The sequence below is a fragment of the Psychrosphaera ytuae genome (assembly GCF_017638545.1).
GTDB classification, from domain to species: Bacteria; Pseudomonadota; Gammaproteobacteria; order Enterobacterales; family Alteromonadaceae; genus Psychrosphaera; species Psychrosphaera ytuae.
The window spans coordinates 1,778,401-1,800,059 of the sequence record NZ_CP072110.1 but is presented as its reverse complement, the minus strand read 5'-3'; the positions used below and the strand labels follow the sequence as shown (position 1 = coordinate 1,800,059).

Genomic DNA, 21,659 nt, shown 5'->3' with positions numbered 1-21,659 from the left:
ATTTAACTACTAAACTACTTTTTCTTAGCTTTAGCAAATGCATCTGCAAATGCATTACCCATAGCACCACCGCCTAAGGCGTTATTACTTGATTTATTGCCTTGTACTCGCTGGTTTGAAGCACGCTGGTTATTGCTTCTAGCGCCGTTGTTTCTTGTCGCGTCACTGCGATTAGAACCTGCACCACTTGACGATTTAGCTTGTTCGTCCATGCGCATCGTCAAACTAATGCGCTTACGCGGAACGTCAACGTCCAACACTTTAACTTTAACGATATCACCGGCTTTTACGACTTCTGATGGTTCAGAAACAAACTTATCCGTCAGTGAAGAGATGTGAACCAAACCATCTTGGTGAACACCAACATCAACAAAGGCACCAAAGTTAGTCACGTTGGTTACGACGCCTTCCAAAATCATATTTGCTTTTAGGTCTGATAGCGTCTCGACACCTTCTTTAAAAGTAGCGGTTTTAAACTCTGGGCGTGGATCACGACCCGGCTTTTCTAGCTCTTTGATAATGTCTTTCACCGTTGGTAGACCAAAGGTGTCGTCGATAAAGTCATTGGCGGCCAAGTTACTCAAAAAGTCTTGGTTGGCAATGATGTCGTTTACTTCGCGCTGGTGAGTTTCGATGATGCGTTTTACCACAGGGTAGGCTTCTGGGTGAACAGAAGACGCGTCGAGTGGGTTGCTACCGTCGACAATCTTCAAAAAGCCCGCGCACTGCTCAAAGGCTTTAGGACCGAGTCGCTCGACTTTTTTAAGGTCTTTTCGGTTATCAAAACGACCATTAGCGTCGCGGTATTTAACAATATTATTAGCTAGGGTTTTATTAAGCCCTGAAACACGAGTCAAAAGTGGCACCGAAGCCGTGTTTAAGTCAACGCCAACTGCGTTTACACAATCTTCTACCACCGCATCTAGGCTCTTCGATAACAAGCTTTGGCTAACATCGTGTTGGTATTGACCTACGCCAATTGATTTAGGCTCGATTTTTACTAGCTCGGCAAGAGGGTCTTGTAAGCGTCGCGCAATCGACACGGCTCCGCGAATCGATACGTCTAAATCAGGAAACTCATTAGCGGCAAATTCACTCGCTGAGTACACAGACGCACCCGCTTCACTCACCATAATTTTAGTTAACTTTAATTCAGGGGCTTTTTTGACGACTTCGGCCGCGAGCTTGTCGGTTTCTCGAGAGGCAGTGCCGTTGCCTATCGCAATTAATTCTGCTTTGTGAGTGCGCGCTAGGTGCTCGATAGTGCGAATTGACTTGTCCCAATGGTTTTGGGGTTCATGTGGGAAAATCGTGGCGGTATCAAGTAATTTACCTGTTTTATCGATAACTGCGATTTTACAGCCGGTTCTGAATCCAGGGTCGATACCAATGGTTGTTTTAGCTCCAGCAGGCGCCGCCATTAGAAGATCACTTAGGTTATTTGCAAACACGCGGATGGCTTCGACCTCTGCGGCTTCTCTAATCTCAGTTAACACTTCGTTTTCGACGGACAATGAAATCTTAATTTTCCAAGTCCATTGGACCACGGTTTTTAACCACTTGTCTGCCGCCTTTTGATTAAAGCTAAGATCAAAATGTTGAGCAATAATGCTTTCACAGTGGGACTCACGAACCGGTGCTTCCTGTTCTGGGTCTGCATTTAAGGTTAATTGCAACACACCTTCATTGCGCCCGCGCAACATAGCTAATAAGCGGTGTGAAGGTACCTTAGTCGCCAGCTCTGAATGTTCAAAGTAGTCTTGGAACTTGGCGCCTTCTTTTTCTTTGCCGGCAATGACTTTGGACTCTAAGTGCGCGTTTTGTTTTACGTAGCGGCGAATCTTATTTAACAAATCAGCATCTTCAGCAAAACGCTCCATTAAAATGTACTTGGCGCCATCGAGTGCTGCTTTTTCGTCAGCAACATCAGCACTAAGATATTCTTTGGCTACTACTTCTGGGTCTAAATTTGGATCGTTAAACAGGGCGTCTGCAAGCGGCTCGAGTCCTTGTTCTTTTGCAATTTCGCCTTTGGTACGACGTTTAGGTTTGTATGGTAAATACAAATCTTCTAAGCGAGTTTTGTTATCGGCAGCCAAGATAGACTTTTCAAGTTCTGGGGTAAGCTTTTCTTGTTCTGTAATTGATTTGAGGATAACGGCTCTGCGATCTTCTAGTTCGCGAAGGTAGCCAAGTCGGTTTTCTAGGTTACGTAATTGAGTATCGTCTAACCCACCGGTTTTTTCTTTTCTGTATCGCGCAATAAACGGCACGGTTGAACCTTCGTCAAGTAAGGTAACTGCCGCTGCAACTTGTTGGTCTTGAACGCTCAGCTCAGACGCTATTTGATGAATTATTTGTTGATTTAATACTGACATTATTTATTTCCAAATCCGGGACTACTGAGGCTTTGCTGGGTACTGAATGGTATTGACGAACCACAGCTTTTTGCCGGTAGGGGTGTTAACTTCAAATTCGTCGTCGACTTGTTTTTTTAGAATGGCACGTGCCATCGGTGAATCAATCGAAATAACGTTTTTTTCGCCGTATATTTCATCAGGGCCGACAATTTGAAAAGTGAGTGTTTCTTGCTGTTCGTTTTCTATTTCAACACGGGCGCCAAAAAAGACTTTACCTTCTTGTTCGGGAGCATAGTCGACGACTTTTAATTCTTCTAGGCGTTTGCGTAAGTAGCGTACACGTCGGTCTATTTGTCGCAACAGACGTTTGTTTTCCTTGTAATCCGCATTTTCTGAGCGGTCTCCTAAGCTTGCAGCCCAAGTCACTTTTTTGGTGATCTCGGGGCGAGTTTCGCGCCACAGGGTATCCAATTCCTGTTGCAGCTTTATGTATCCTGGTCTTGTAATTAGGTTTGTTTTCATACCATAGTTGTTCGACGTAGAGAGAAATCCATTGTAGCAACATTTATTAAAAGACGGCTAGCAAATAGCAGGCTATCGGCGTTTTTATGAGCGTTAGACAAACTTTGTAACAACCTTAATCCTTTCGTGCTTTGGATTTGCCATCTTTTTACTTTATATTCAGATATGTTGTGACGCTTACAGGTAAATTTGATGGAACAGGAAACTACAAAAATTCTCGTTGTCGATGACGACATGCGGCTACGCAGCTTATTAGAACGATATCTCCTTGAACAAGGTTTTATTGTACGCAGTGCTGCCAATGCGGAACAAATGGATCGCCTATTAGAACGCGAAAACTTTCACTTATTAGTTTTGGATTTGATGTTACCGGGCGAGGATGGTTTGTCTATCTGTCGACGTCTACGTCAGATGGAAAACGAAATTCCAATCGTTATGTTAACTGCTAAAGGTGACGAAGTAGACCGAATCATTGGTCTAGAGCTCGGTGCCGATGATTATCTGCCAAAGCCATTTAATCCTCGCGAGTTATTAGCAAGAATCAAAGCGATTTTGCGTCGCAAGTCTAAGGAAGTGCCAGGTGCACCAGCTACCGAAGAAGAAGAAGTTAGTTTTGGTGAGTTCACACTAAACTTAGCAACTCGAGAAATGCGCAGTGGTGAAGAGATAATGCCGCTGACCAGTGGCGAGTTTGCTGTTTTAAAGGCTCTGATTTCTCATGCTAGAGAACCACTATCACGTGATAAATTAATGAATATGGCACGTGGTCGTGATTATTCTGCACTTGAACGCAGTATTGATGTACAAGTCTCTCGATTGCGTAAAATGATTGAAGATGATCACACCAAGCCTAGGTATATCCAGACGGTTTGGGGTGTAGGTTACGTCTTTATCCCTGACGGCAAAGGGTAGTAGTTAAAGGACCGTTGATGAATATTTTGCCTCGAAGTGCATTTGGTCAAACGGTCTTTTTGATCGGATTCATATTGTTACTCAACCAGATTGTATCTTATTACAGTGTGGTGTCTTACATCATTGAACCTAGTTATCAACAAATCAATAACCTGTTGGCTAAGCAGGTAAAAGTTTTATTTATTGCTGACGAGCGTGAGTTCAAAATCAGCGCAGACCTGTCGAAGCGTTATCTCGAAGCGACGGATATCAGTATTCTCGATCAGCAGCAAGCCGAGCAGCAGGGCTTAAAGGAAGCTGAGTTTTACCCTTATTTTTCTTCACAAATGTCAAAGCAACTCGGTGGCAAAGCCGAAGTTAGATTGTCCCAAGGAGACGTATTTTACTTTTGGGTTCGTCCTCCACAAGCTCCCCATATTTGGATCAAAGTCCCTCTCGATGGTTTTAAGAAAAAAGATTTGTCACCGCTTCTTATTTATCTCATCGCTATTGGTATTGTCAGTGTGACTGGAGGATGGTTTTTTGCCCGGCAATTAAACCGACCGCTCAAGTCGTTGCAACACGCCGCAGAGGAAGTGGGTCGCGGAGAGTTTCCGGACAAAATCAAAGAAAATGGCTCAGAAGAAATCGTTGCTGTTACCCGAGCGTTTAATCACATGTCTCAGGGGATACAACAACTCGAAAAAGATCGTAACTTCATTATGGCTGGTGTATCCCATGACTTGCGTACGCCTTTGACTCGAATTCGCTTAGCGACAGAAATGATGGCGGATACCGAATCGTTTTTGCGAGAAGGTATCGTCAATGACATTGAAGATATGAATGCCATCATTGACCAATTTATGGAATATATTCGTCATCACCGAATGGAAGAGCTGAATCGTATGGATCTCAACGGACTCGTGCAAGATGTGGCAGAGTCAGAACAAATCAACAGAGAGCGCCACTTCGAATTAAACTTAGACATTAGTCTGCCACAGGTGATGATACGTCCCATTGCGATCAAGCGAGTTATTTCAAATTTGATAGAAAATGCGCTACGTTATTCAGAAGGGGATATTTTAATCACCTCTTATTCGGTGCCGGAACAAAAAGCGGTGAGCTTTGAAGTTTCCGATTCGGGCCCTGGAATACCGGAGCAAGATATGCACAGGCTATTCGAACCTTTCACTCAAGGCGATGCTGCGCGTGGCGTCGAAGGAAGTGGTTTGGGATTAGCAATTATTAAAAAGATTGTCGATATGCACGGCGGTGATGTGACTTTGTTAAACCGAAAAGAAGGTGGTTTAACGGCACGAGTAACATTGCCGATTTCAGGTCAATAAACACGGGAGATAACAATGTCTGAACAAGGATCTGCTGGTAACGTGATAGCTGCGTTGTGTAACGTATTTTTTCCTGGCCTTGGCTTTTTGGTACAAGGTCGGATTTTGGCAGCAATATTAACTGCTATGTTGGTCATTGGTGGTTATGCGTTGTGGTTCTTAGTGGTGCCAGCCATCATAGGTGGTATCGTTCATTTGTGGGCGATAATATCAGCGGCCACATTTAAGAATCACACAACGATTGTTGTAAGAGATGAGTAACCTTTATTCATTTATGTGAATTGTAAGATCAAAAAAGGAGAGCTTAGCTCTCCTTTTTAGTTTTAGAATATTGAGTTACTTATCGATAAATAGGTCGATGATATTACTAAGCTCGGTTTTACCTTGTTTTAACTCTTCAGGTGATAACCCAGACAACTCATGTGGGAATACTAACCACTCGTCACTTTTGTTAACGTAATAGTCAGGTACGATATCAACTTTTGAGTTTGTTGGCTTATACCATGGTGTCGCAATGCGAATGTCTTTTGGTGTGTTAAGTCTTGAAAGCGACTTTATTTGTTTAATTAAAGCCTCAATGCTTCGACCTGTATCAAATACGTCATCGACGATGAGTAGGCTGTCATCTGCATTTGCGTTTTCTATCAGGTAGTGCAAGCCGTGCACTTTGATTTCTTTCGATTGTTGACCAATACCGTAGTATGACGAGGTACGAACTGCAATGTGATCAGTTTCGACCTTTTTGAAATCAAAAAACTCCTGAACCGCAATACCAATGGGTGCGCCACCGCGCCAGATCCCCACGATAAAGTTGGGTCTAAATCCATCTTCAAACACTTGGTGTGCTAATCGAAAAGAGTCTTCTAATAACTCTTGTGAGGTGATGTATTTCTTTTCCACCATGATGAGACCTGTTGTTAATTAATTTAAAGGATGCAGTATAGAGTATTTTATCAGCGAATGGACATATGTTCTCTAGTGACCAAGGTAACTTTTCGCTCTTCAGGCGGCTTAACTTCCATCGTGTCAGGTTGGAATGAATCAGAAGTATGTAAAATTTCTTCTTCTTCCTCTTCTTCAACATAAGATGCCGAAGATGCCATTTGCTCTTGTTGCACAATAAGTTCATCGACGCGGTTTTCTAATTGAACAGCCAGCATCGGCGCTATATCCAAATAAAAATGCGCTGAATAGTCAGAGGTGTTTATTGGTAGTTCTAAAGCAAGCTCGTGAAACGCAACTGCAATATTCACTTTATTTGAGTGTGGAGCGTCTCTCAGCTTGCCAATACTTTTTACTAGAGTGTTATAGAGCTCATTAAAATGGCCAACATTGATGTCATTGATTGGCTGATACACAAAGTAATTATTGATCAACATCGACAATCCTTGTTTGTGTGGTGCAGCAATAAGGTGATCATTCATAAGGCCTTGTAACAAGACCCGAAATGACTTTTGCTGTTCTCTGATATCGTGACCTAGACCCTTCTTTTTGAGCTCTTTGGCTTTCAGTTCAGAGTAACGACTCCAAACTAAAATTAGGACCACGACAAATATAATTACAAAGATTATCGCCAAAAACCAAAGTGCAATCTCCACTACACTTTACCTCCATGATTACTGCGGCTTACGACTAACTTATATTTCCATTAATTGGTCAAAATATAAAGTTAAGTTTTTATATTTTAATAGCTTTTTTGATGCTTGGATTGTGCTTGTTCGACAATTTCTGCTGGCATGTAGTTTTCGTCGTGTTTGGCCAGGACTTCTGATGCCTCAACAACAAAACCGTCTTTTAAGATACCGTTTGCAACAATACCTTGTTCTTCTCTAAATAGATCCGGAAGAATACCGTTATAAGTCACCGTAACTTTGATGTCATCTTCATGAAAAACCAAAGGTTGTCTCATATCGACCAGATCAAATTGAACCTTCAAGCTATTCGGATCGCGAACAACAGAACCAGGAACTACAATTCCGCCAATTCTTAGTCGTTGCCCTTCGGTAGGCTTGATACCGGTTTCTTGTTTGCCATAATGGATTTCAGTTGGTTTGTAGAACAGGTCAATGTTTTGGCTCAATGCGTATAACACTAAGCCTGAAATAGCCCCTAAACCAACTAATACGGCTAAGATAATTGATAATCTTTTTTTACGACGTGGATTCATGATGAACTCTTATTTACTCAAAACTATTGTTGGTTGACTTCAGCGGCGCGTTTTAATCTATCCGAACGCTCAAGTTTTTTGGCGATATCGCGCTTGATAGACGAGTGTTGGAAGCGGCTGTGTAAAATCAAAGCGCCAATAAGAAAAAGCCCAGAGCCGAATGACAACCAAACATAAAAACCATATCCGCCCATGGCAATAAAATCAGTAAAGCTTTCAAATTGCATTGTATTTTCTCTTATAACTCTTGTTTGTTCACAATCAATTGCTTGACCCAGGGGCGAGTACTGTTGCGCAATAATATCTCTGACTTAAATCTAAGGCACCCAATTGCTGCAGCTAAAAAGGCAAAACCCAGAAAGCACACGACAAATGGCCAGAACATCTCCGGAGACATAGCTGGTTTGCCAAGCTTACTGACGGTTGCCCCTTGATGTAAGGTGTTCCACCACTCAACTGAATATTTGATGATAGGTAGGTTAATTACACCGACCATAGCTAATATGCCCGCCGCTTTGCCACCCATTTGTCGGTCATCAAAGGCATTGTTTAGGGCAATAACGCCCAGGTATAAAAAGAGCAAGACAAGTTCCGAGGTCAATCTTGCATCCCAAACCCACCAAGTGCCCCACATAGGTTTACCCCATGCGGCTCCTGTAATTAAGGCGATAGCTGTATAAACAGCACCAATCGGGGCAATAGCCGCAACCGCTGCGTCAGAAAGCTTTAGTTGCCAAACCATTCCGCAAAACGCCGAAATAGCCATGGCTAAGTATATGCCCATAGACAATGTTGCCGCCGGTACATGGATGTAAAAAATTCGGAAACTATCACCTTGCTGATAGTCTGGCGGCGTAAATAATAGGGCCCACGCCAAACCTATGGTTAATAACACTCCACTTAGGCCGGTAAACCAAGGCACCAAACGGTGACTAAGTTGATAGGTGGTTTCTGGGTTCGCGTATGGATGTAGCCATTTCCACATTAATTGGTACTCACTTTTAATGCTGAAAAAATTGCAAATGGGGCAAGTGTTACTGCACCTGCTAATAAAGCGCCTATGATAGCAATTTGTCCGCTGTAGGGTAAGCTCATCGTTGCAGCATCTATGGCACTAGTGGCAAAAATTAATACTGGAATATATAGCGGTAAGATCAATAAGCTAAGCAGTACCCCACCTTTTTGCAGGCCTACGGTTAATGCAGCTCCAATCGCTCCGATAAAACTTAGTACAGGAGTTCCTATCAAAAGGGTTAGAACAACAGCTTCTAGACTCTGCAATGGCAGTTGTAACATGCCTGCTAGCAATGGAGAAATTAAGATCAAAGGCAAACCAGTCAATACCCAGTGCGCGCAAACTTTAGCGAGAATCCAGATAAAACCAGGATAGGGCGATAAGATAAGTTGCTCAAGCGCACCATCGGCGTAATCTGACTTGAAGAGTCGATCTAATGACAGAAGTGTCGACAACAAGGCCGCAACCCAAATGATACCAGGCGCTATTTTTGCTAGCGTTGCTGGTTCTGGTCCGATCCCAAGGGGAAAAAGCGTTAATACGATAACGAAAAACAACAGAGGGTTGATAACGTCATCTTTGTTACGCAATGCGATACGCAGATCACGAGCCAAAACAAGCTTGAATACGGACCAATAAGAATAAGTGGGCTGCATAAATTACACTCTGTACTTAAGGGTTAAGGTTTTAACTTTATTCTCTGGCAATGATAACGGCTGGTGGGTGGTCAAAATGACGCAGCCACCTTGCTGAGCATGAGAAAGTATCTGTTGTTCGATAGCCGCTACACCTTTCACGTCAATTGCGGTAAAGGGTTCGTCTAATATCCAAACCTTGGCGTGGCTGGACCAAAGCTGAGCCAATGAAATTCGCCTATGCTGACCTGCACTGAGTTGGGCTGCTAGTGAGTCTTCAAAACCAAGTAGTCCAACCGACTCTAGCAATGCTTCTGCTTGATTGGCATCGTGTTGATGCAAGGCTAGACTAAATTGTAAATTTTCTTCGGCACTGAGTTCTGCTTTTACACCGGCTTTATGGCCGATATAAAGTAAACTTTGGTGGTACTGTTCGGGGTCGGCGCCTATCGGGGTCTCATTGTATAGGACTTGGCCTTCATGAGGCTGAGCTAGGCCAGCTAATATTCGTAGCAAACTGGTTTTACCTGCGCCGTTAGGACCAGCAACCTGAATGATATCACCTGGGTAAACAGCCACATCTAGATGTTCAAATAAGATCCTATCTTGTTTGATACATGTAAGTTGTTCGGCCCGTAATAGGGGAGTACTGTTAACTTTTTCCACGACAATTCATCAAAGTTGTTAAAATCGTTAATTATTGTCCCACGACCACTAAAAATTGCCAAACTTTAGTTAGTAAATGACCATTTGGGTCAAAAGAGGCTTATTTTGAGAAAAATGCGAAACATGACGGACGAACCAGTCACTGAATTCAACTGGCGAAGCTTAAAAACGCTTTTACCTTATTTGCTAGAACACAAGGTAAGAGTTGCACTGGCATTGAGTTGTCTGATTTTGGCTAAAGTAGCCAGTGTCGGAATGCCATTTGTGCTTAAAAGTGTGGTGGACACCTTGGATTCACAAAGCGATATAACAGTTGCTTTAGCCTCTGTGCCTGTGGCGCTTATTATTGCTTATGGATTGATTCGATTGGTTAATGTGCTACTCGGAGAAATTAGAGATACGTTGTTTGGCCGAGTAACAGAACGTGCAATGCGCAGGGTTGGGCTCAACGTGTTCAAACACATTCACAATCTTGAGCTGGACTTTCATCTCAATCGCCAAACGGGCGGTTTGAGCCGAGATATGGAGCGCGGTGTATCTGGCATCAGCTTTTTGATGCGTTTTATGGTCTTTAACATAGTCCCGATTTTGTTAGAGATTTTGTTTGTTGTGGTCATTTTTTTCGTTAACTATGGGATCAAATTCGCCCTTATTACTCTTGCCGCAATAGTCACTTATATCTTCTTCACTGCCTATGCTACAGAGTGGCGGACTAAGTTTATTCGCGCTGCAAACGCCGCGGATAACAGCAGTAACACCCGTGCGATTGATAGTCTAATGAACTACGAAACGGTTAAATATTTTAATAACGAAGATTACGAAGCGAAACGCTATGACGAGGATTTAGCTGATTGGGAAAAGGCCCGTCGTAGCAATCGACTTACTTTGTTTGCGCTAAACAGCGGACAGGCCTTTATCGTTGCGACAGCCATGACTTCTATGCTGTTACTTGCGGGACAAGGCGTAGTGGAAAAAACCATGACGTTAGGTGACTTTGTGCTGATTAATGCATTTATGATGCAGCTCTTTATGCCACTTAACTTTTTGGGCTTTGTATATCGGGAAATAAAAGGGTCGTTAGCGAACATCGAACGTATGTTTGAGTTATTACAAAGACCAGCCAAAATTACAGATACACCTAATGCTAAAGCGCTAAACGTTTCAGCTGGCAGTATTAGCTTTGAGAAAATTGCGTTTGGTTACGATCAACAAAGAACGGTTCTCAAGAATGTGAGCTTTGAGGTTAAAGCAGGTCAAAAAGTAGCAGTAGTTGGCTCGAGTGGCTCAGGCAAATCAACGTTAGTTAAACTCTTATTTCGCTTCTATGATCCAAATTCGGGTCGGGTTTTAATAGACGGGCAAGACATAAAACATGTCACTCAGCATTCATTGCGTCAAATTATCGGGATAGTGCCTCAAGATACGGTTTTGTTTAATGATACGATTTTTGAAAACATTCGATATGGCAACCCATCCGCTTCAGACGAGCAAGTTTGGGCAGCAATTAACCATGCGCATTTATCAAATTTCATAGAAAGCCTACCTGACCGCCACGAAACCAAAGTAGGTGAGCGCGGCCTAAAACTATCTGGTGGAGAAAAACAACGTGTAGCAATAGCTCGCACGCTATTGAAAAACCCGCCTATTTTGGTCTTTGATGAGGCGACCTCGTCGTTGGATTCTGGCTCTGAACAAGCCATTTTAAAAGCCCTTAAAGACATTGCCAAAGGTCATACTTCTTTAGTGATTGCTCACCGACTTTCAACCGTGGTTGACGCAGATCAGATTGTTGTTCTAGAGCAAGGAGAGGTGGTCGAAGTGGGTACGCATCAAGTATTATTAGGACAACAAGGTCGCTATGCTGAGTTGTGGCGAATGCAAAACGAACAACAAGGTAATTCAGATGATTGATTATCCGATTTTTATCACCTTATGGGTGATAGTTTTTTTATTTATGTATTTAAATCGCTCTGCTGATGTTAACGGCCCAGACCATATTTTTAAAGAAGAGGGCGATATGGTGTATTTTAAAGACGTTCCAATTAGACGTATCTTTAATTTACCTGGCAAACCCATCGAAAAAACGGATGTGAGTAAAATTATATACGGTGATGGCCGACTTCAACTGGTTACGGGTCAACACGGTGTGGTAGATGTATGGGTGCCGAAGAAAGTCTTTGATGCCGTTTTAACTCGCTCTTTTGAGCTATTTCCTGTCGCAGAGCGAGTTGAACAAAACTAAAATCTTTTTAAGAAGTTATGCAACCTGAGTACTTGATTCTGCACTCATTCGGCGCTTCTTAAAGTAACGGATCATAAAAGCCGGATACAAAAAGTAGCCGTTATAACGACAAATTCGCTTGGTCAGTAGATACAAGGTGACACTGGCCAAGTACAACACATAAACACCACCCATTCCGGACAAAAAGCTCAACGCGAACAAGTCATCCAATCTAAAAAGTACCAACAAAATGATGACTATGGTCCAAAGTTGATGCAGGCCTTTGCCTGGGTAGGCGTGGAATTCGAAGTATTTAAGTTGGTTGTAATAAAGATTACCGTGTTTATCACCGACGTATTCTTTATGTCGTTCGCTGCGATATTTGGTTTTCATTTGTTGCTCAATAAAAAAGTCAAAGGTAAATGTAAACGACTCGCCCAAGACTGCTCATCATGTTGGTGACCAGGAAAAAACTCACTTTGCCACAACTCAGGGTTATATTGTTTTTCCAACACTTTATCGATGCGTTTTTGAAGTGGTGGATACATAGCATCTAAGGTTTGATCCCCGAGATCAAAGTATAGTTTGTGGTTGCTTAGCTTGGATAAATTTGTCGAAATATAGCGTTCAAAACCTGCTGGCAGTGGATTGTCAGTATCATACATGCCAGGCCAATGTGTGGATAAACACGCCGCCCCAGCAAATAGGTCTGGACGCTCCATCATCGCATACCAAGAGATCAGCCCGCCCATACTCGACCCAGCAAGATAGCGATGAGCCTGACCTTTATTGACAGAGTATTGCTGTTCTATATGAGGGATCAACTCTTCAGCCAGAAATCGGATATATTTGTCAGCAAAATAGAAATCTCCAATTGGCGTCAGACTTTTAGATTGCAAAATGAGTTTGGTTTTGACTTCGAGTCGCTGAAGCCAACTCAATTCTTCAAACACCCTTTGTGGAAAATATTCTGGATATCGAGTCTCACCCGAGTTCCATATGCCAACTACAATAAATGGCTTAACTTTGTTCTCGTTGATAAGTTGGCTGGCCACTTCATCGACACGCCACTCTTGATTATTCCAAGTCGTATTAGCATCAAATAGCATCTGCCCATCGTGCATATACAACACGTCGTATTTTTTATCATTGGAATAACCCTCTGGTAGCCAAACATCGATGTTACGCGTAGGGACGTGTTTAGAATAAAAATCAGAGATGCGTTGCACCTGTCCAGAGCTGGTTTCTGGAATATTGAAGGCATGTGCGCGAGACGCGACTAATGCCAACGTAATAATGAGGCAATATCGAATAAATCTCATTTAGGACTCCAATTCCTAGTAATTAGCTGATCAAAAACCGCTCATGCGATCTTTGTTGGTACAGTATTGGGATCAACTTTTCCATGTGTTGATAAGTCTCTAGGTTATGCAAAAGCCAAGCTTCAAGCAAGTGCTCTGGCATGACCTTTTTGAATAGGTAAAAATTACTTATTTCTCCTATTAAAGGGATAGATAACCCTAATTCAGCATTGAACGTAACTTTGGTGCCAGTACCAACTGGATAAAACACGTAGTTTAACTGACCAACACGGTAGCCAGCGTGTAATACATCAAACGTCATGCCCTGTTCACCGAAAGATTTAACCCTAAGTTGCATACGCCATTGAGTTTGTTCTAACAGTTCTAACTCTTCAAAAGTCGTTCCAGGTACTAATCGATCTGACTTTGTATCGGGTGAATCAATCACTGTTAACGCAGAGTGCGCGCTCGGGTGGCTGAGTTGAAACCATTGCCAGTCTGTATTGTTAACCGTTGCTGTGTATTGAGCTTGATTTTGGATAAACCAAATGAGTTGACGTGGAGAAATTCCGTTTAGTGTTGTGACGTAGTCGAGAGCAAATTGTCCGTGCTCGAGCTTTTGAATATTAGATTTCGAGGAGACGGTTTTTAGCAGCACAGGGTCAGTCTGCCACGGAATCGTGTCGACAACATTGTGTGTAAATGAGGCATGAGGCTTAAGCCAAAGCCCTGCCAGTAACAAAACCAGCAGGTAGCAACATGCTTTAAAACAAAAACGGACGATAAGCATAATGTTATTATTATTGTTTTGCTTAAGGTCTGTTTCCTACCAGAACAACTTAAGCCCTTGCCATTGACTCTCGAACCCTTCCATCGGACTGCGAGTAAAACCAGAACGGACAAATTGATTCATTTTGCCCTCTGTATAGGCAAGCAATAAATTAGCCAAAGCCGCGTCTTCGATAGGAAAACTTTTTCCTTCGCGAAGTTTACGTTCACGTAAAACTTGTTTGAATTGGGTTTCTAACTTCTCGAATAACAATGCTACTCGTTCGCGAAGACGGTCATGCTCACCGAGTAAAGCATCACCAGTTAAAATTGCAGTGATACCTCGATTCATTTCAGCAAAACCTAAAATGAGTTTCATAATGTTATAAACACGACCTTCTGTCGTCTTGTCTTTTTCGAGGATAACGTTGATACGAGATAAAAGCGTGTTTTCTATAAACTCGATTAAACCTTCATACATACGCGCTTTACTAGGGAAGTGGCGGTATAGGGCTGCCTCAGACACTCCCACTTTTTCTGCCAATTTAGCCGTTGTAATCCTTTGACCGGCGTGACTTTCCAACATTTCCGCAAGACATTGTAGGATTTGTTCTTTACGGTTACCTTTTTTAGCTGCAGGCATACTTCCCCTCGGCGTTATTGTTATTTTTAAGCGTTAATTTATTTATTGCTATAGCGCTCTTGAATGACCTTCAAAAGCTCAAAAGAGAGTTGCTGTTTAGAACTCAATGGTAAGTCCTTACTTCCATTTTGCCAATAGACTTTTAGCGCATTGTTATCCGAATTAAATCCTTGACCCAGTACGGAAACATCATTGGCGCAGATCATATCTAAGTTCTTTTTCGACAATTTACCCATTGCGTACTTTTCGACATCTTGTGTCTCTGCAGCAAAACCAACGACAAATGGTCGCTGTGATTCCAGTTTGGCTACATCAGCAACAATATCTGGGTTTTTGACCATAACGATAGCCATGTCATCGTCGTTCTTTTTAATTTTTTGTTCAGCAACAGACGCCGGTCGGTAGTCTGCGACGGCCGCACAAGCAATAAATATATCGGACTGCTGGGCCAATTCTAAAGCCGCATCGTGCATTTCTTTTGCACTTGAAACATCAAATCTGAGTACGTCTTTGGGCGTGTCTAACGAAACCGGACCAGCGATTAAATTAACTTTTGCGCCCAGAGCTGCGGCTGCTTCGGCAATTGCGAAGCCCATTTTTCCACTAGAATGATTGGAAATGTAGCGTACCGGATCTATCGCCTCTCGAGTCGGTCCAGCGGTAATCGTAATGGTTTTTCCTGACCAAATTTGGTGCTGGCTCTGGCTCATTAATACTGTGCGTTGTACTAACTCTGCTGGTTCTAACATTCGGCCCGCACCAACATCGCCACAAGCTTGTTCACCATGGGCAGGTCCCCAAATATGGACTCCACGAGACGCTAAAGTCTTTAGGTTGGCTTGAGTTGCAGGGTGTGCATACATTTGCTGATTCATTGCGGGACAAATTACAACAGGTGCTGGCGTCGCAAGCAGTAAAGTACTTGCTAAATTGTGCGCTAAACCTGCACTCATGGTTGCAATCATGTCTGCGGATGCGGGTGCAACTATGACTAAATCTGCCCATTTAGCAAATTCAATATGGCCCATAGCAGCTTCAGCATTGGGGTCTAAGAGATCTTCAGCTACGGGTTCACCGCTCACGGCCTGTAAAGTCAGCGGTGTGATAAAGGCTTTGCCACCTTGAGTCAAAACCACTTTAACTTCGGCACCCTGTTCTTTGATGCGGCGGATGTACTCCGGCATTTTATAAGCGGCAATACCACCGCTAACGATCAGTAAAATACGCTTGAGGTTTAGTTTTGACATAACTTGGGCACTTTTTGATGGTCTTCAAATATTTGGAGACTATATTTTAGCTTTAAATTATTGAGTCGTACTTTATCGGTTTTGAACCAATTTCACCATAAAAAAGTGACTTGTATTAACAAGGAGAATCCATGTCTATTTCTGATTGGCGAGAATCTGACCGGCCAAGAGAAAAATTACTGAATCACGGTGCAAAAAGTCTCAGTGACGCTGAACTCCTTGCAATATTCCTGCGCACGGGTTGTCAGGGCATGGATGCAGTGTCACTAGCGGCTAACCTTCTCAATCGTTATGGTTCGTTGAGGGCTTTGTTTTCGGCAGATTTAGAGTCTTTGGGTCAATCGAAAGGAGTTGGAGAAGCAAAATATGTACAATTTCAGGCCACTCTTGAGCTGTCTAAGCGCTATTTCAACGAAGAAATGATCAGAGAAACAACCCTAGATTCACCTCGAGCGGTACGAACCTATTTACATCGCTTACTTAGAGATGAGCCTTATGAGCAGTTTGTGTTGGTACATTTAGACAATCAACACAGGGTCATCAACAGTGAAATTTTGTTTAAAGGAACGATAGATTGTGCTGCCGTATATCCTAGGGTCGTGGTTGATGCAGTGATAAAAAATCGAGCTGCAGCAGTGATCTTCGCTCATAATCATCCTAGTGGAGTCAGTGAACCAAGCAAATCCGATATTGTTCTGACCGAGCGTTTGACATCAGCTCTAAAGCTCATTGACGTTCGTACTTTAGACCACTTTATAATTGGTCAGTCCGAAGTCGTGAGCTTTGCTGAGCGAGGCCTGATATAAATGTAGGTGTGATTAAGGATGAATTTGGAAATTATCCAAATCGTAAGATACCTGTTTACGTCGGTTATACATTGCCCAACGGTATTTAAGGTTTCTAAAAAAGCTTGAGCGGCTGCTATGACTGCCTTTGTTAATTTTGGCAATGTCACTTTGTTCAGGCAAGCCGAGCTCTTGGCTCATTTCGACACAGTTTGGTCGTAGTCCGCAGACTGACACACCAAAATCGGCATAACATTGTACGTCAACATCGACAGGTCGGAAAAAACGCTTGTGTTCTAACATTTTAATGGCGGCAGGTTTAGATAAAAAATACGCCATAGTTCGGTTAGGAACTTTGTTGTAGCTGACAAGATCGAACTCAGAGTTGAGTCTCTTTTTATTTGCGACTTTGACATCTTCGGTGTCGGATATCTTCAAAAAGTCCCAACCCATAGTTTTGGTTACCAGCTCAAAACAGGCAGTTAAGTTGTCATTTATGTGAATGTCGTCCTCTAAGACGAGTGCAAACTCAGAGTCGCCTTCTACGATTTTTTGCCAGGCTTTACGGTGACTGACATAACAACCAATCTCACCTGGAGTTAGATTCCTATGGTGACGTTTTTTATTGGCATCTGCGTCGTATACTTTGTTGATTTCGTCTTGAGATAACTCGGCTCCAACCACGGCTTCGATGCGTTCGAATGTGAGGTTTAGACGCTCCATTTGAGCGGTGACATCCGCGAGTCGCTCTGTACTTGACGCCATGTTAATGACATAGATAGGAATACCGTAGTTTTCCATTATTGCCTCTGTTAATTAACAACTTAGATCATAAAGGATCCGAATCATATCACCGCATAAAATAGGGTACTAGTTTTAGACCCGTCTAATTTAGATCTTTTATTTAGTATTGAGCGACAAAATGAGGGCTACAGGATAATCCAATCAAAATTTATATTGGGTCTCACATAAGCTTAGATAAGAGAAAGGTACTGATCAGTCACTTTTGATAATTTGACTTCAGACATAATAGGGACCGTACTTAAATCAATATTTGTTTGTAATGCGGTATTTATTTTAGTGGCCAAATCAGTAGGGTCTTGGGTTTTGGCTAAGTATTGCGAGAGCTCCCCTCGAAGGATTTCTCGTGGTCCAAAGTCGCAATCGGTACTGACGACCGGTGTTCCACATATAAGTGACTCAATTAAGACCATACCTAAGCCTTCAAAGTCAGAACTAAACACCATTAGCTTCGCGTTTTTAATCCAATTATAGGGATTTGACTGAAACGCAGGGGTAATAACTCTATCTTCAACGCCGTACTTTTTGGCAATTTTACGGACTTTCTTAACGTTTTTACAAAGCAATACAAGGGGAATGTCTGGAACTTGTTGTAAGGCTTGAAAGAGTATGTCGTGGCGTTTTTGGCGCACCACTCGACCTACGTGAATTAAATATGGTGTTGAAGGAATTTGGTCATTTGGCTGAGCGGCTAAATCAGAAATGGCCTCAAAATCACAAGGGTTATAAATAGTGGTCACACTTTTAGGTGTGATAAATTTACCCGATAACAATTCGTCTTTGACGCCATTAGAAACTGCGATTAAATGTTTGTCGTGCAATGCTCGCTTTTCTCGTAATGTACGCCAGTATCGAACTGGATTAATTCTACTCGCTCTTTTTATTTCTTGATGCAAAGAGTTGTGCACTACATGGTAAGTGTTATCAAACTGACAGTGGCTAATAACCAAATTACTCGAATCTAAATTCACTAAATGTAAATCGAAACGACCTATGTCAGCTTCGACACTTTTGACTTGCTCGGTGAGAGTTCTCGCAGTGCTTTTTATATTAAATAGATTTGTGAGTTTTGCTCGAGAGTCTGATGATGGAAAGGTGTGAACAACAATACCGCTTGGTAGTTCGTAATCAACCACATCTTCCAAGATAAAAAAGTGAACTCGATGGCCTCTTTGCGTCATCTCTTTACTAAGGTCGAGCATGATGCGTTCTGCACCACCACCGCCTAAAGTGTCGAGATAAATCGCGATATTACTACTATCCATAGAGGGCCAAAAATACCTTTTGATTAATGAGAAAGCCATGATAGGGCTTTATGAGAGTTAAGTCTAACGACGACATGCTGATCGTTTAAGATATCGGCAGTGGAGTTAATGACAAATAGCAAGTATAATTCGGCCTGGTTTTTTATTGGGTGCAAATATGAGCACGACTTTTTATTTAATAAACTTAGACGGCAGTGACCAAAGGTTAACTCAAAGTTCACAAAGGCTTGCTGAGCAGGGCATTGAATTTGAAAGAATTCCTGCTGTGTTGGGCAAAGCACTGTCTGAGCAAGAGCGGCTTAAACACTACAGTCCAGAGTTAAATAAAAAGCAGTACTACTATCCGCTATCGCCGGCGCAAATCGGTTGTTACATGAGCCATCGAAATGCCTGGCAAAAAATAGCAGAAGGTGATGAGCCCTTTGGTGTAGTTTTGGAAGATGACTTTATTCTTCCTGGAGACTTAAACAAAGCGGTTCAAACGATAAAGGATTTAGAAATTGAATGGGATGTGATCAAATTATCTGCTTATGCAAATAGAGAACGACCCATTGAGTTTCAACAAAAGATCAATGATCATTTTGATCTTGTTGTGCACAAAAAGCCCATGAGCGGTGGCGCAGCCACGGCGGTGACTAAAGAGGCCGCTAAAAAGCTGTTGGCGTCGACCGAAAAGTTTGGTCGCCCCTGTGATACCGATATTCAGTTTTTTTGGGAGCGTGGCGTTAAAGTTTTATCTTTGATGCCTTATCCAGTCGCACAAGATTTGCGATATGAAAGCACCATCGAAACCAAATCGCATAAAAAAGATAAAAAACCACTGCGTCGTTTGATGCAACAAGTGAGTCAGTATTGGCTCAATAAATCAGCAGTAAAAGAGCAAGTCAAAGAGTTAAAAAAACAACTTTTTGGCTGATATTTTTTCAGAATTTGGTCGGCTTTAGAGCAAAATCGAGTTTTTCGGTTCAAAAACACGAATTATCTTGATCTTTACGGCTAAATTCTGTATAAATTGCGCCCTTTCAAATGCCCGGGCAAATAATTAGCCGTAAGGGTTAATTAGATTGGCGTCAGAATTTAAGTTTTGGAGTAAATTGACATGTCAAAAGTGTGCCAAGTAACTGGCAAGCGTCCAACAGTTGGTAACAACCGTTCACACGCTCGCAACGCTACACGACGTCGTTTCTTGCCTAACCTACAAACTCACCGTTTTTGGGTTGAAAGCGAGAAGCGTTTCGTTAAATTACGTTTATCTACTAAAGGTATGCGTATCATCGATAAAAATGGTATTGATTCAGTGCTTGCAGATATGCGTGCAGCTGGTCAAAAAATCTAAGGAACTGAATCATGCGTGATAAGATTCGTTTAGTTTCAACTGCAGGTACTGGTTATTTTTATACTACTGAAAAGAATAAAAAGAACATGCCTGAAAAGATGGAAATCAAAAAATTTGATCCAAAGATCCGTAAACACGTGATCTTCAAAGAAGCTAAAATCAAGTAAGCTTTTTTTGATTCTATTGAAACTTTTGCAAAAGTTATAAAAGCCCAGTCTCGTACTGGGCTTTTTGTTTTCTGGTCAAATTCAACTACGCCTATTACCTAGAAAAATCCCTCAGTTACAGTCATAATTAATTTTCATAAAAAAACATGAGTAAAATTATGGCGCTACGGCTCTCACAAAAAGGTTGGAACAACGTACTTATCTTTTCTTGTATGTTTATGATCTTGTTGTTTAACTACACTAACAATATGTTAATGAGTGACGAGCAAGACCAAGTTGTTGCCCCGCTATTACCTCCAGATGCGATTATACAGGCCATTGATTTTAGTGGTGTTGAGTTACAAAGAGTGGGTCCGAGTTGGCGGGTGCTGAGTCAGGTTCCTAACCCACAAATAGAACGCCCTGAAGCTTTTGTTGAGACCTGGCAAAACCAACCGCTGACTTCGTTAGCTCACTCCCCTATGTTAATGGAAAACGCGACTGCATGGCCTGTTGTTGTTTGGGTTGCTGGTCAAGAGGAAGGGTGGGTCTTTGAGTTTGTGATCGATACAACTGAACAAACGGTATATATCAACGCCCGCCGTGATGAACGTTGGTACCAACTCGATTACGCGCAATTACCTCAATTTGTACCGAGTGTTGTCCTAAATACTCAGACTGAACAAAATAATTAAAGAGAGTTTTCATGCCTGAATTACCAGAAGTAGAGGTGAGTCGATTGGGGATCACTCCTCATATCGAAGGCAAGACGATTACAAAAATCATCGTCCGTAACCCTAATTTACGTTGGCTAGTACCTGCAGACGTCAATAAGGCCGAAGGTCTAGTTTTGAAGCGCGTGGTTCGAAGAGCAAAGTATTTATTACTAGAGACGGACTTGGGTAGCATAATTTTGCACTTGGGAATGACAGGCAAGCTCCGTGTTATCGACAAATCAGTGCCTGTGATTAAACACGACCATTTTGATATTGAATTTGAAAATGGTGTGGTCTTGCGTTTTAACGATTCTCGTCGGTTTGGAGCGTGTTTGTGGCAGCCGAAAGGAGAAGTGCATGAGCTACTTCAGAAACTAGGTCCTGAGCCTCTCACAGAGGCATTTCATGACACGCATTTGTTTGAACAGTCACGAAACAAGCAAGTCGCGATTAAAAACTTTATTATGGACAATCATGTCGTGGTGGGTGTGGGTAATATCTACGCCAATGAAAGTTTGTTTAAAGCGGGCATCAGTCCAAAGCGAGCAGCTGGTAAAGTCTCTAAACAGCGTTACCAATCTCTGACACAATACATAAAGCAGACCTTACAAGCTGCCATCAAGCAAGGTGGTACGACTCTCAAGGATTTTGTGCAAAGTGATGGAAACCCAGGGTACTTCGCCCAAGAGTTGTTAGTATATGGCCGAGGTGGACAACCTTGTGTGCAATGTGGGACAAAATTGGATGAAGTCAAAATCGGTCAACGTACCACTGTATATTGCAAACAGTGCCAAAAATAATGAGCCTTTAACCAGGTACATTCGCCCA

At 42.3% G+C, this 21,659-nt stretch carries 27 protein-coding genes; 11 read left to right on the top strand and 16 right to left on the bottom strand.

The genetic code is table 11. From position 1 onward, the window contains the following. Positions 1–14 precede the first annotated feature (14 nt). Entirely contained in the window at positions 15–2,378 is a 2,364-nt protein-coding gene (locus J1N51_RS08015; RefSeq protein WP_208830164.1) for a Tex family protein, read from the bottom strand. Positions 2,379–2,399: 21 nt separating this feature from the next. Continuing rightward, positions 2,400–2,882: a transcription elongation factor GreB gene (greB, locus tag J1N51_RS08010; RefSeq protein WP_208830162.1), complete on the bottom strand. Its 483-nt coding sequence runs from the start codon at positions 2,880–2,882 to the stop codon at positions 2,400–2,402. Positions 2,883–3,074: 192 nt separating this feature from the next. On the opposite strand from greB, the gene ompR reads away from it, so the two are divergent. Genes ompR through J1N51_RS07995 form a run of 3 tightly spaced genes read left to right on the top strand, consistent with a single transcriptional unit; the run spans position 3,075 to position 5,380 of the window. Continuing rightward, positions 3,075–3,794, top strand: coding sequence for an osmolarity response regulator transcription factor OmpR (gene ompR, locus J1N51_RS08005; protein ID WP_208830160.1), 720 nt, complete (start codon positions 3,075–3,077; stop codon positions 3,792–3,794). A 17-nt stretch (positions 3,795–3,811) separates the two neighbouring features. After that, entirely contained in the window at positions 3,812–5,119 is a 1,308-nt protein-coding gene (envZ, locus tag J1N51_RS08000) for a two-component system sensor histidine kinase EnvZ (RefSeq protein WP_208830152.1), read from the top strand. Positions 5,120–5,134: 15 nt separating this feature from the next. Then, positions 5,135–5,380, top strand: a complete 246-nt coding sequence (locus J1N51_RS07995; protein WP_208830145.1) for a hypothetical protein — start codon at positions 5,135–5,137, stop codon at positions 5,378–5,380. Between the two features lie 75 nt (positions 5,381–5,455). Here the strand turns inward: J1N51_RS07995 and J1N51_RS07990 are convergent, their stop codons facing one another. The 7 genes from J1N51_RS07990 to ccmA all read right to left on the bottom strand — a co-directional run bounded on the left by J1N51_RS07990 (position 5,456) and on the right by ccmA (position 9,602). Continuing rightward, entirely contained in the window at positions 5,456–6,019 is a 564-nt protein-coding gene (locus J1N51_RS07990; RefSeq protein WP_208833372.1) for a phosphoribosyltransferase, read from the bottom strand. Between the two features lie 53 nt (positions 6,020–6,072). Then, positions 6,073–6,717 (bottom strand): hypothetical protein, encoded by a 645-nt coding sequence (locus J1N51_RS07985; RefSeq protein WP_208830143.1) that lies wholly within the window; start codon positions 6,715–6,717, stop codon positions 6,073–6,075. A gap of 86 nt (positions 6,718–6,803) precedes the next feature. Beyond that, positions 6,804–7,286 (bottom strand): cytochrome c maturation protein CcmE, encoded by a 483-nt coding sequence (gene ccmE / locus J1N51_RS07980; RefSeq protein ID WP_208830141.1) that lies wholly within the window; start codon positions 7,284–7,286, stop codon positions 6,804–6,806. A 23-nt stretch (positions 7,287–7,309) separates the two neighbouring features. Further along, positions 7,310–7,513, bottom strand: coding sequence for a heme exporter protein CcmD (ccmD, locus tag J1N51_RS07975; RefSeq protein ID WP_208830139.1), 204 nt, complete (start codon positions 7,511–7,513; stop codon positions 7,310–7,312). Positions 7,514–7,524: 11 nt separating this feature from the next. After that, complete coding sequence (locus J1N51_RS07970) at positions 7,525–8,271, bottom strand: heme ABC transporter permease (RefSeq protein WP_208830137.1); 747 nt, start codon at positions 8,269–8,271, stop codon at positions 7,525–7,527. Beyond that, positions 8,271–8,957: a heme exporter protein CcmB gene (gene ccmB / locus J1N51_RS07965; RefSeq protein ID WP_208830135.1), complete on the bottom strand. Its 687-nt coding sequence runs from the start codon at positions 8,955–8,957 to the stop codon at positions 8,271–8,273. The genes J1N51_RS07970 and ccmB overlap by 1 nt, the downstream gene beginning before the upstream one ends. A gap of 3 nt (positions 8,958–8,960) precedes the next feature. Next, positions 8,961–9,602, bottom strand: a complete 642-nt coding sequence (gene ccmA, locus J1N51_RS07960; protein ID WP_208830133.1) for a cytochrome c biogenesis heme-transporting ATPase CcmA — start codon at positions 9,600–9,602, stop codon at positions 8,961–8,963. 114 nt (positions 9,603–9,716) lie between these two features. Here ccmA and J1N51_RS07955 point away from each other — a divergent pair, with 114 nt between their 5' ends. Both J1N51_RS07955 and J1N51_RS07950 read left to right on the top strand, forming a co-directional pair. Further along, the gene (locus tag J1N51_RS07955; protein ID WP_208833371.1) at positions 9,717–11,513 is read left to right on the top strand and encodes an ABCB family ABC transporter ATP-binding protein/permease; all 1,797 of its coding nucleotides are present in this window, start codon (positions 9,717–9,719) and stop codon (positions 11,511–11,513) included. Further along, complete coding sequence (locus J1N51_RS07950) at positions 11,506–11,844, top strand: hypothetical protein (protein WP_208830132.1); 339 nt, start codon at positions 11,506–11,508, stop codon at positions 11,842–11,844. The genes J1N51_RS07955 and J1N51_RS07950 overlap by 8 nt, the downstream gene beginning before the upstream one ends. Positions 11,845–11,859: 15 nt before the next feature. Here J1N51_RS07950 and J1N51_RS07945 read toward each other — a convergent pair whose 3' ends face one another. Genes J1N51_RS07945 through coaBC form a run of 5 tightly spaced genes read right to left on the bottom strand, consistent with a single transcriptional unit; the run spans position 11,860 to position 15,782 of the window. Next, entirely contained in the window at positions 11,860–12,216 is a 357-nt protein-coding gene (locus J1N51_RS07945; protein WP_208830130.1) for a hypothetical protein, read from the bottom strand. After that, on the bottom strand, positions 12,213–13,145 hold the full coding sequence (locus tag J1N51_RS07940) for an alpha/beta hydrolase (RefSeq protein ID WP_208830128.1): 933 nt from the start codon (positions 13,143–13,145) through the stop codon (positions 12,213–12,215). The genes J1N51_RS07945 and J1N51_RS07940 overlap by 4 nt, the downstream gene beginning before the upstream one ends. A gap of 22 nt (positions 13,146–13,167) precedes the next feature. Beyond that, positions 13,168–13,914, bottom strand: a complete 747-nt coding sequence (locus J1N51_RS07935) for a hypothetical protein (RefSeq protein ID WP_208830126.1) — start codon at positions 13,912–13,914, stop codon at positions 13,168–13,170. 36 nt (positions 13,915–13,950) lie between these two features. After that, positions 13,951–14,535, bottom strand: coding sequence for a nucleoid occlusion factor SlmA (gene slmA, locus J1N51_RS07930; RefSeq protein ID WP_208830124.1), 585 nt, complete (start codon positions 14,533–14,535; stop codon positions 13,951–13,953). Positions 14,536–14,573: 38 nt separating this feature from the next. After that, a complete protein-coding gene (gene coaBC, locus J1N51_RS07925; protein ID WP_208830123.1) occupies positions 14,574–15,782 on the bottom strand; it encodes a bifunctional phosphopantothenoylcysteine decarboxylase/phosphopantothenate--cysteine ligase CoaBC in 1,209 nt (402 codons plus the stop codon). Between the two features lie 131 nt (positions 15,783–15,913). On the opposite strand from coaBC, the gene radC reads away from it, so the two are divergent. Further along, positions 15,914–16,588, top strand: coding sequence for a RadC family protein (radC, locus tag J1N51_RS07920; protein ID WP_208830122.1), 675 nt, complete (start codon positions 15,914–15,916; stop codon positions 16,586–16,588). Positions 16,589–16,600: 12 nt separating this feature from the next. Here the strand turns inward: radC and J1N51_RS07915 are convergent, their stop codons facing one another. Further along, complete coding sequence (locus tag J1N51_RS07915; RefSeq protein WP_208830121.1) at positions 16,601–17,368, bottom strand: glycosyltransferase family 25 protein; 768 nt, start codon at positions 17,366–17,368, stop codon at positions 16,601–16,603. Positions 17,369–17,541: 173 nt separating this feature from the next. Further along, complete coding sequence (locus J1N51_RS07910; protein WP_208830120.1) at positions 17,542–18,633, bottom strand: glycosyltransferase; 1,092 nt, start codon at positions 18,631–18,633, stop codon at positions 17,542–17,544. 157 nt (positions 18,634–18,790) lie between these two features. On the opposite strand from J1N51_RS07910, the gene J1N51_RS07905 reads away from it, so the two are divergent. From J1N51_RS07905 to mutM, 5 genes are all read left to right on the top strand, one after another. Further along, positions 18,791–19,549, top strand: a complete 759-nt coding sequence (locus J1N51_RS07905; RefSeq protein WP_208830118.1) for a glycosyltransferase family 25 protein — start codon at positions 18,791–18,793, stop codon at positions 19,547–19,549. Between the two features lie 183 nt (positions 19,550–19,732). Then, positions 19,733–19,969, top strand: coding sequence for a 50S ribosomal protein L28 (gene rpmB / locus J1N51_RS07900; RefSeq protein WP_208830116.1), 237 nt, complete (start codon positions 19,733–19,735; stop codon positions 19,967–19,969). 11 nt (positions 19,970–19,980) lie between these two features. Next, complete coding sequence (gene rpmG / locus J1N51_RS07895) at positions 19,981–20,136, top strand: 50S ribosomal protein L33 (protein ID WP_208830114.1); 156 nt, start codon at positions 19,981–19,983, stop codon at positions 20,134–20,136. 158 nt (positions 20,137–20,294) lie between these two features. Then, positions 20,295–20,810 carry a hypothetical protein gene (locus J1N51_RS07890; RefSeq protein ID WP_208830112.1) on the top strand — a complete coding sequence of 172 codons (516 nt, stop codon included), beginning with the start codon at positions 20,295–20,297 and terminating at the stop codon, positions 20,808–20,810. Positions 20,811–20,821: 11 nt separating this feature from the next. Then, positions 20,822–21,631, top strand: coding sequence for a bifunctional DNA-formamidopyrimidine glycosylase/DNA-(apurinic or apyrimidinic site) lyase (gene mutM, locus J1N51_RS07885; RefSeq protein WP_208830110.1), 810 nt, complete (start codon positions 20,822–20,824; stop codon positions 21,629–21,631). Positions 21,632–21,659 lie beyond the last annotated feature (28 nt).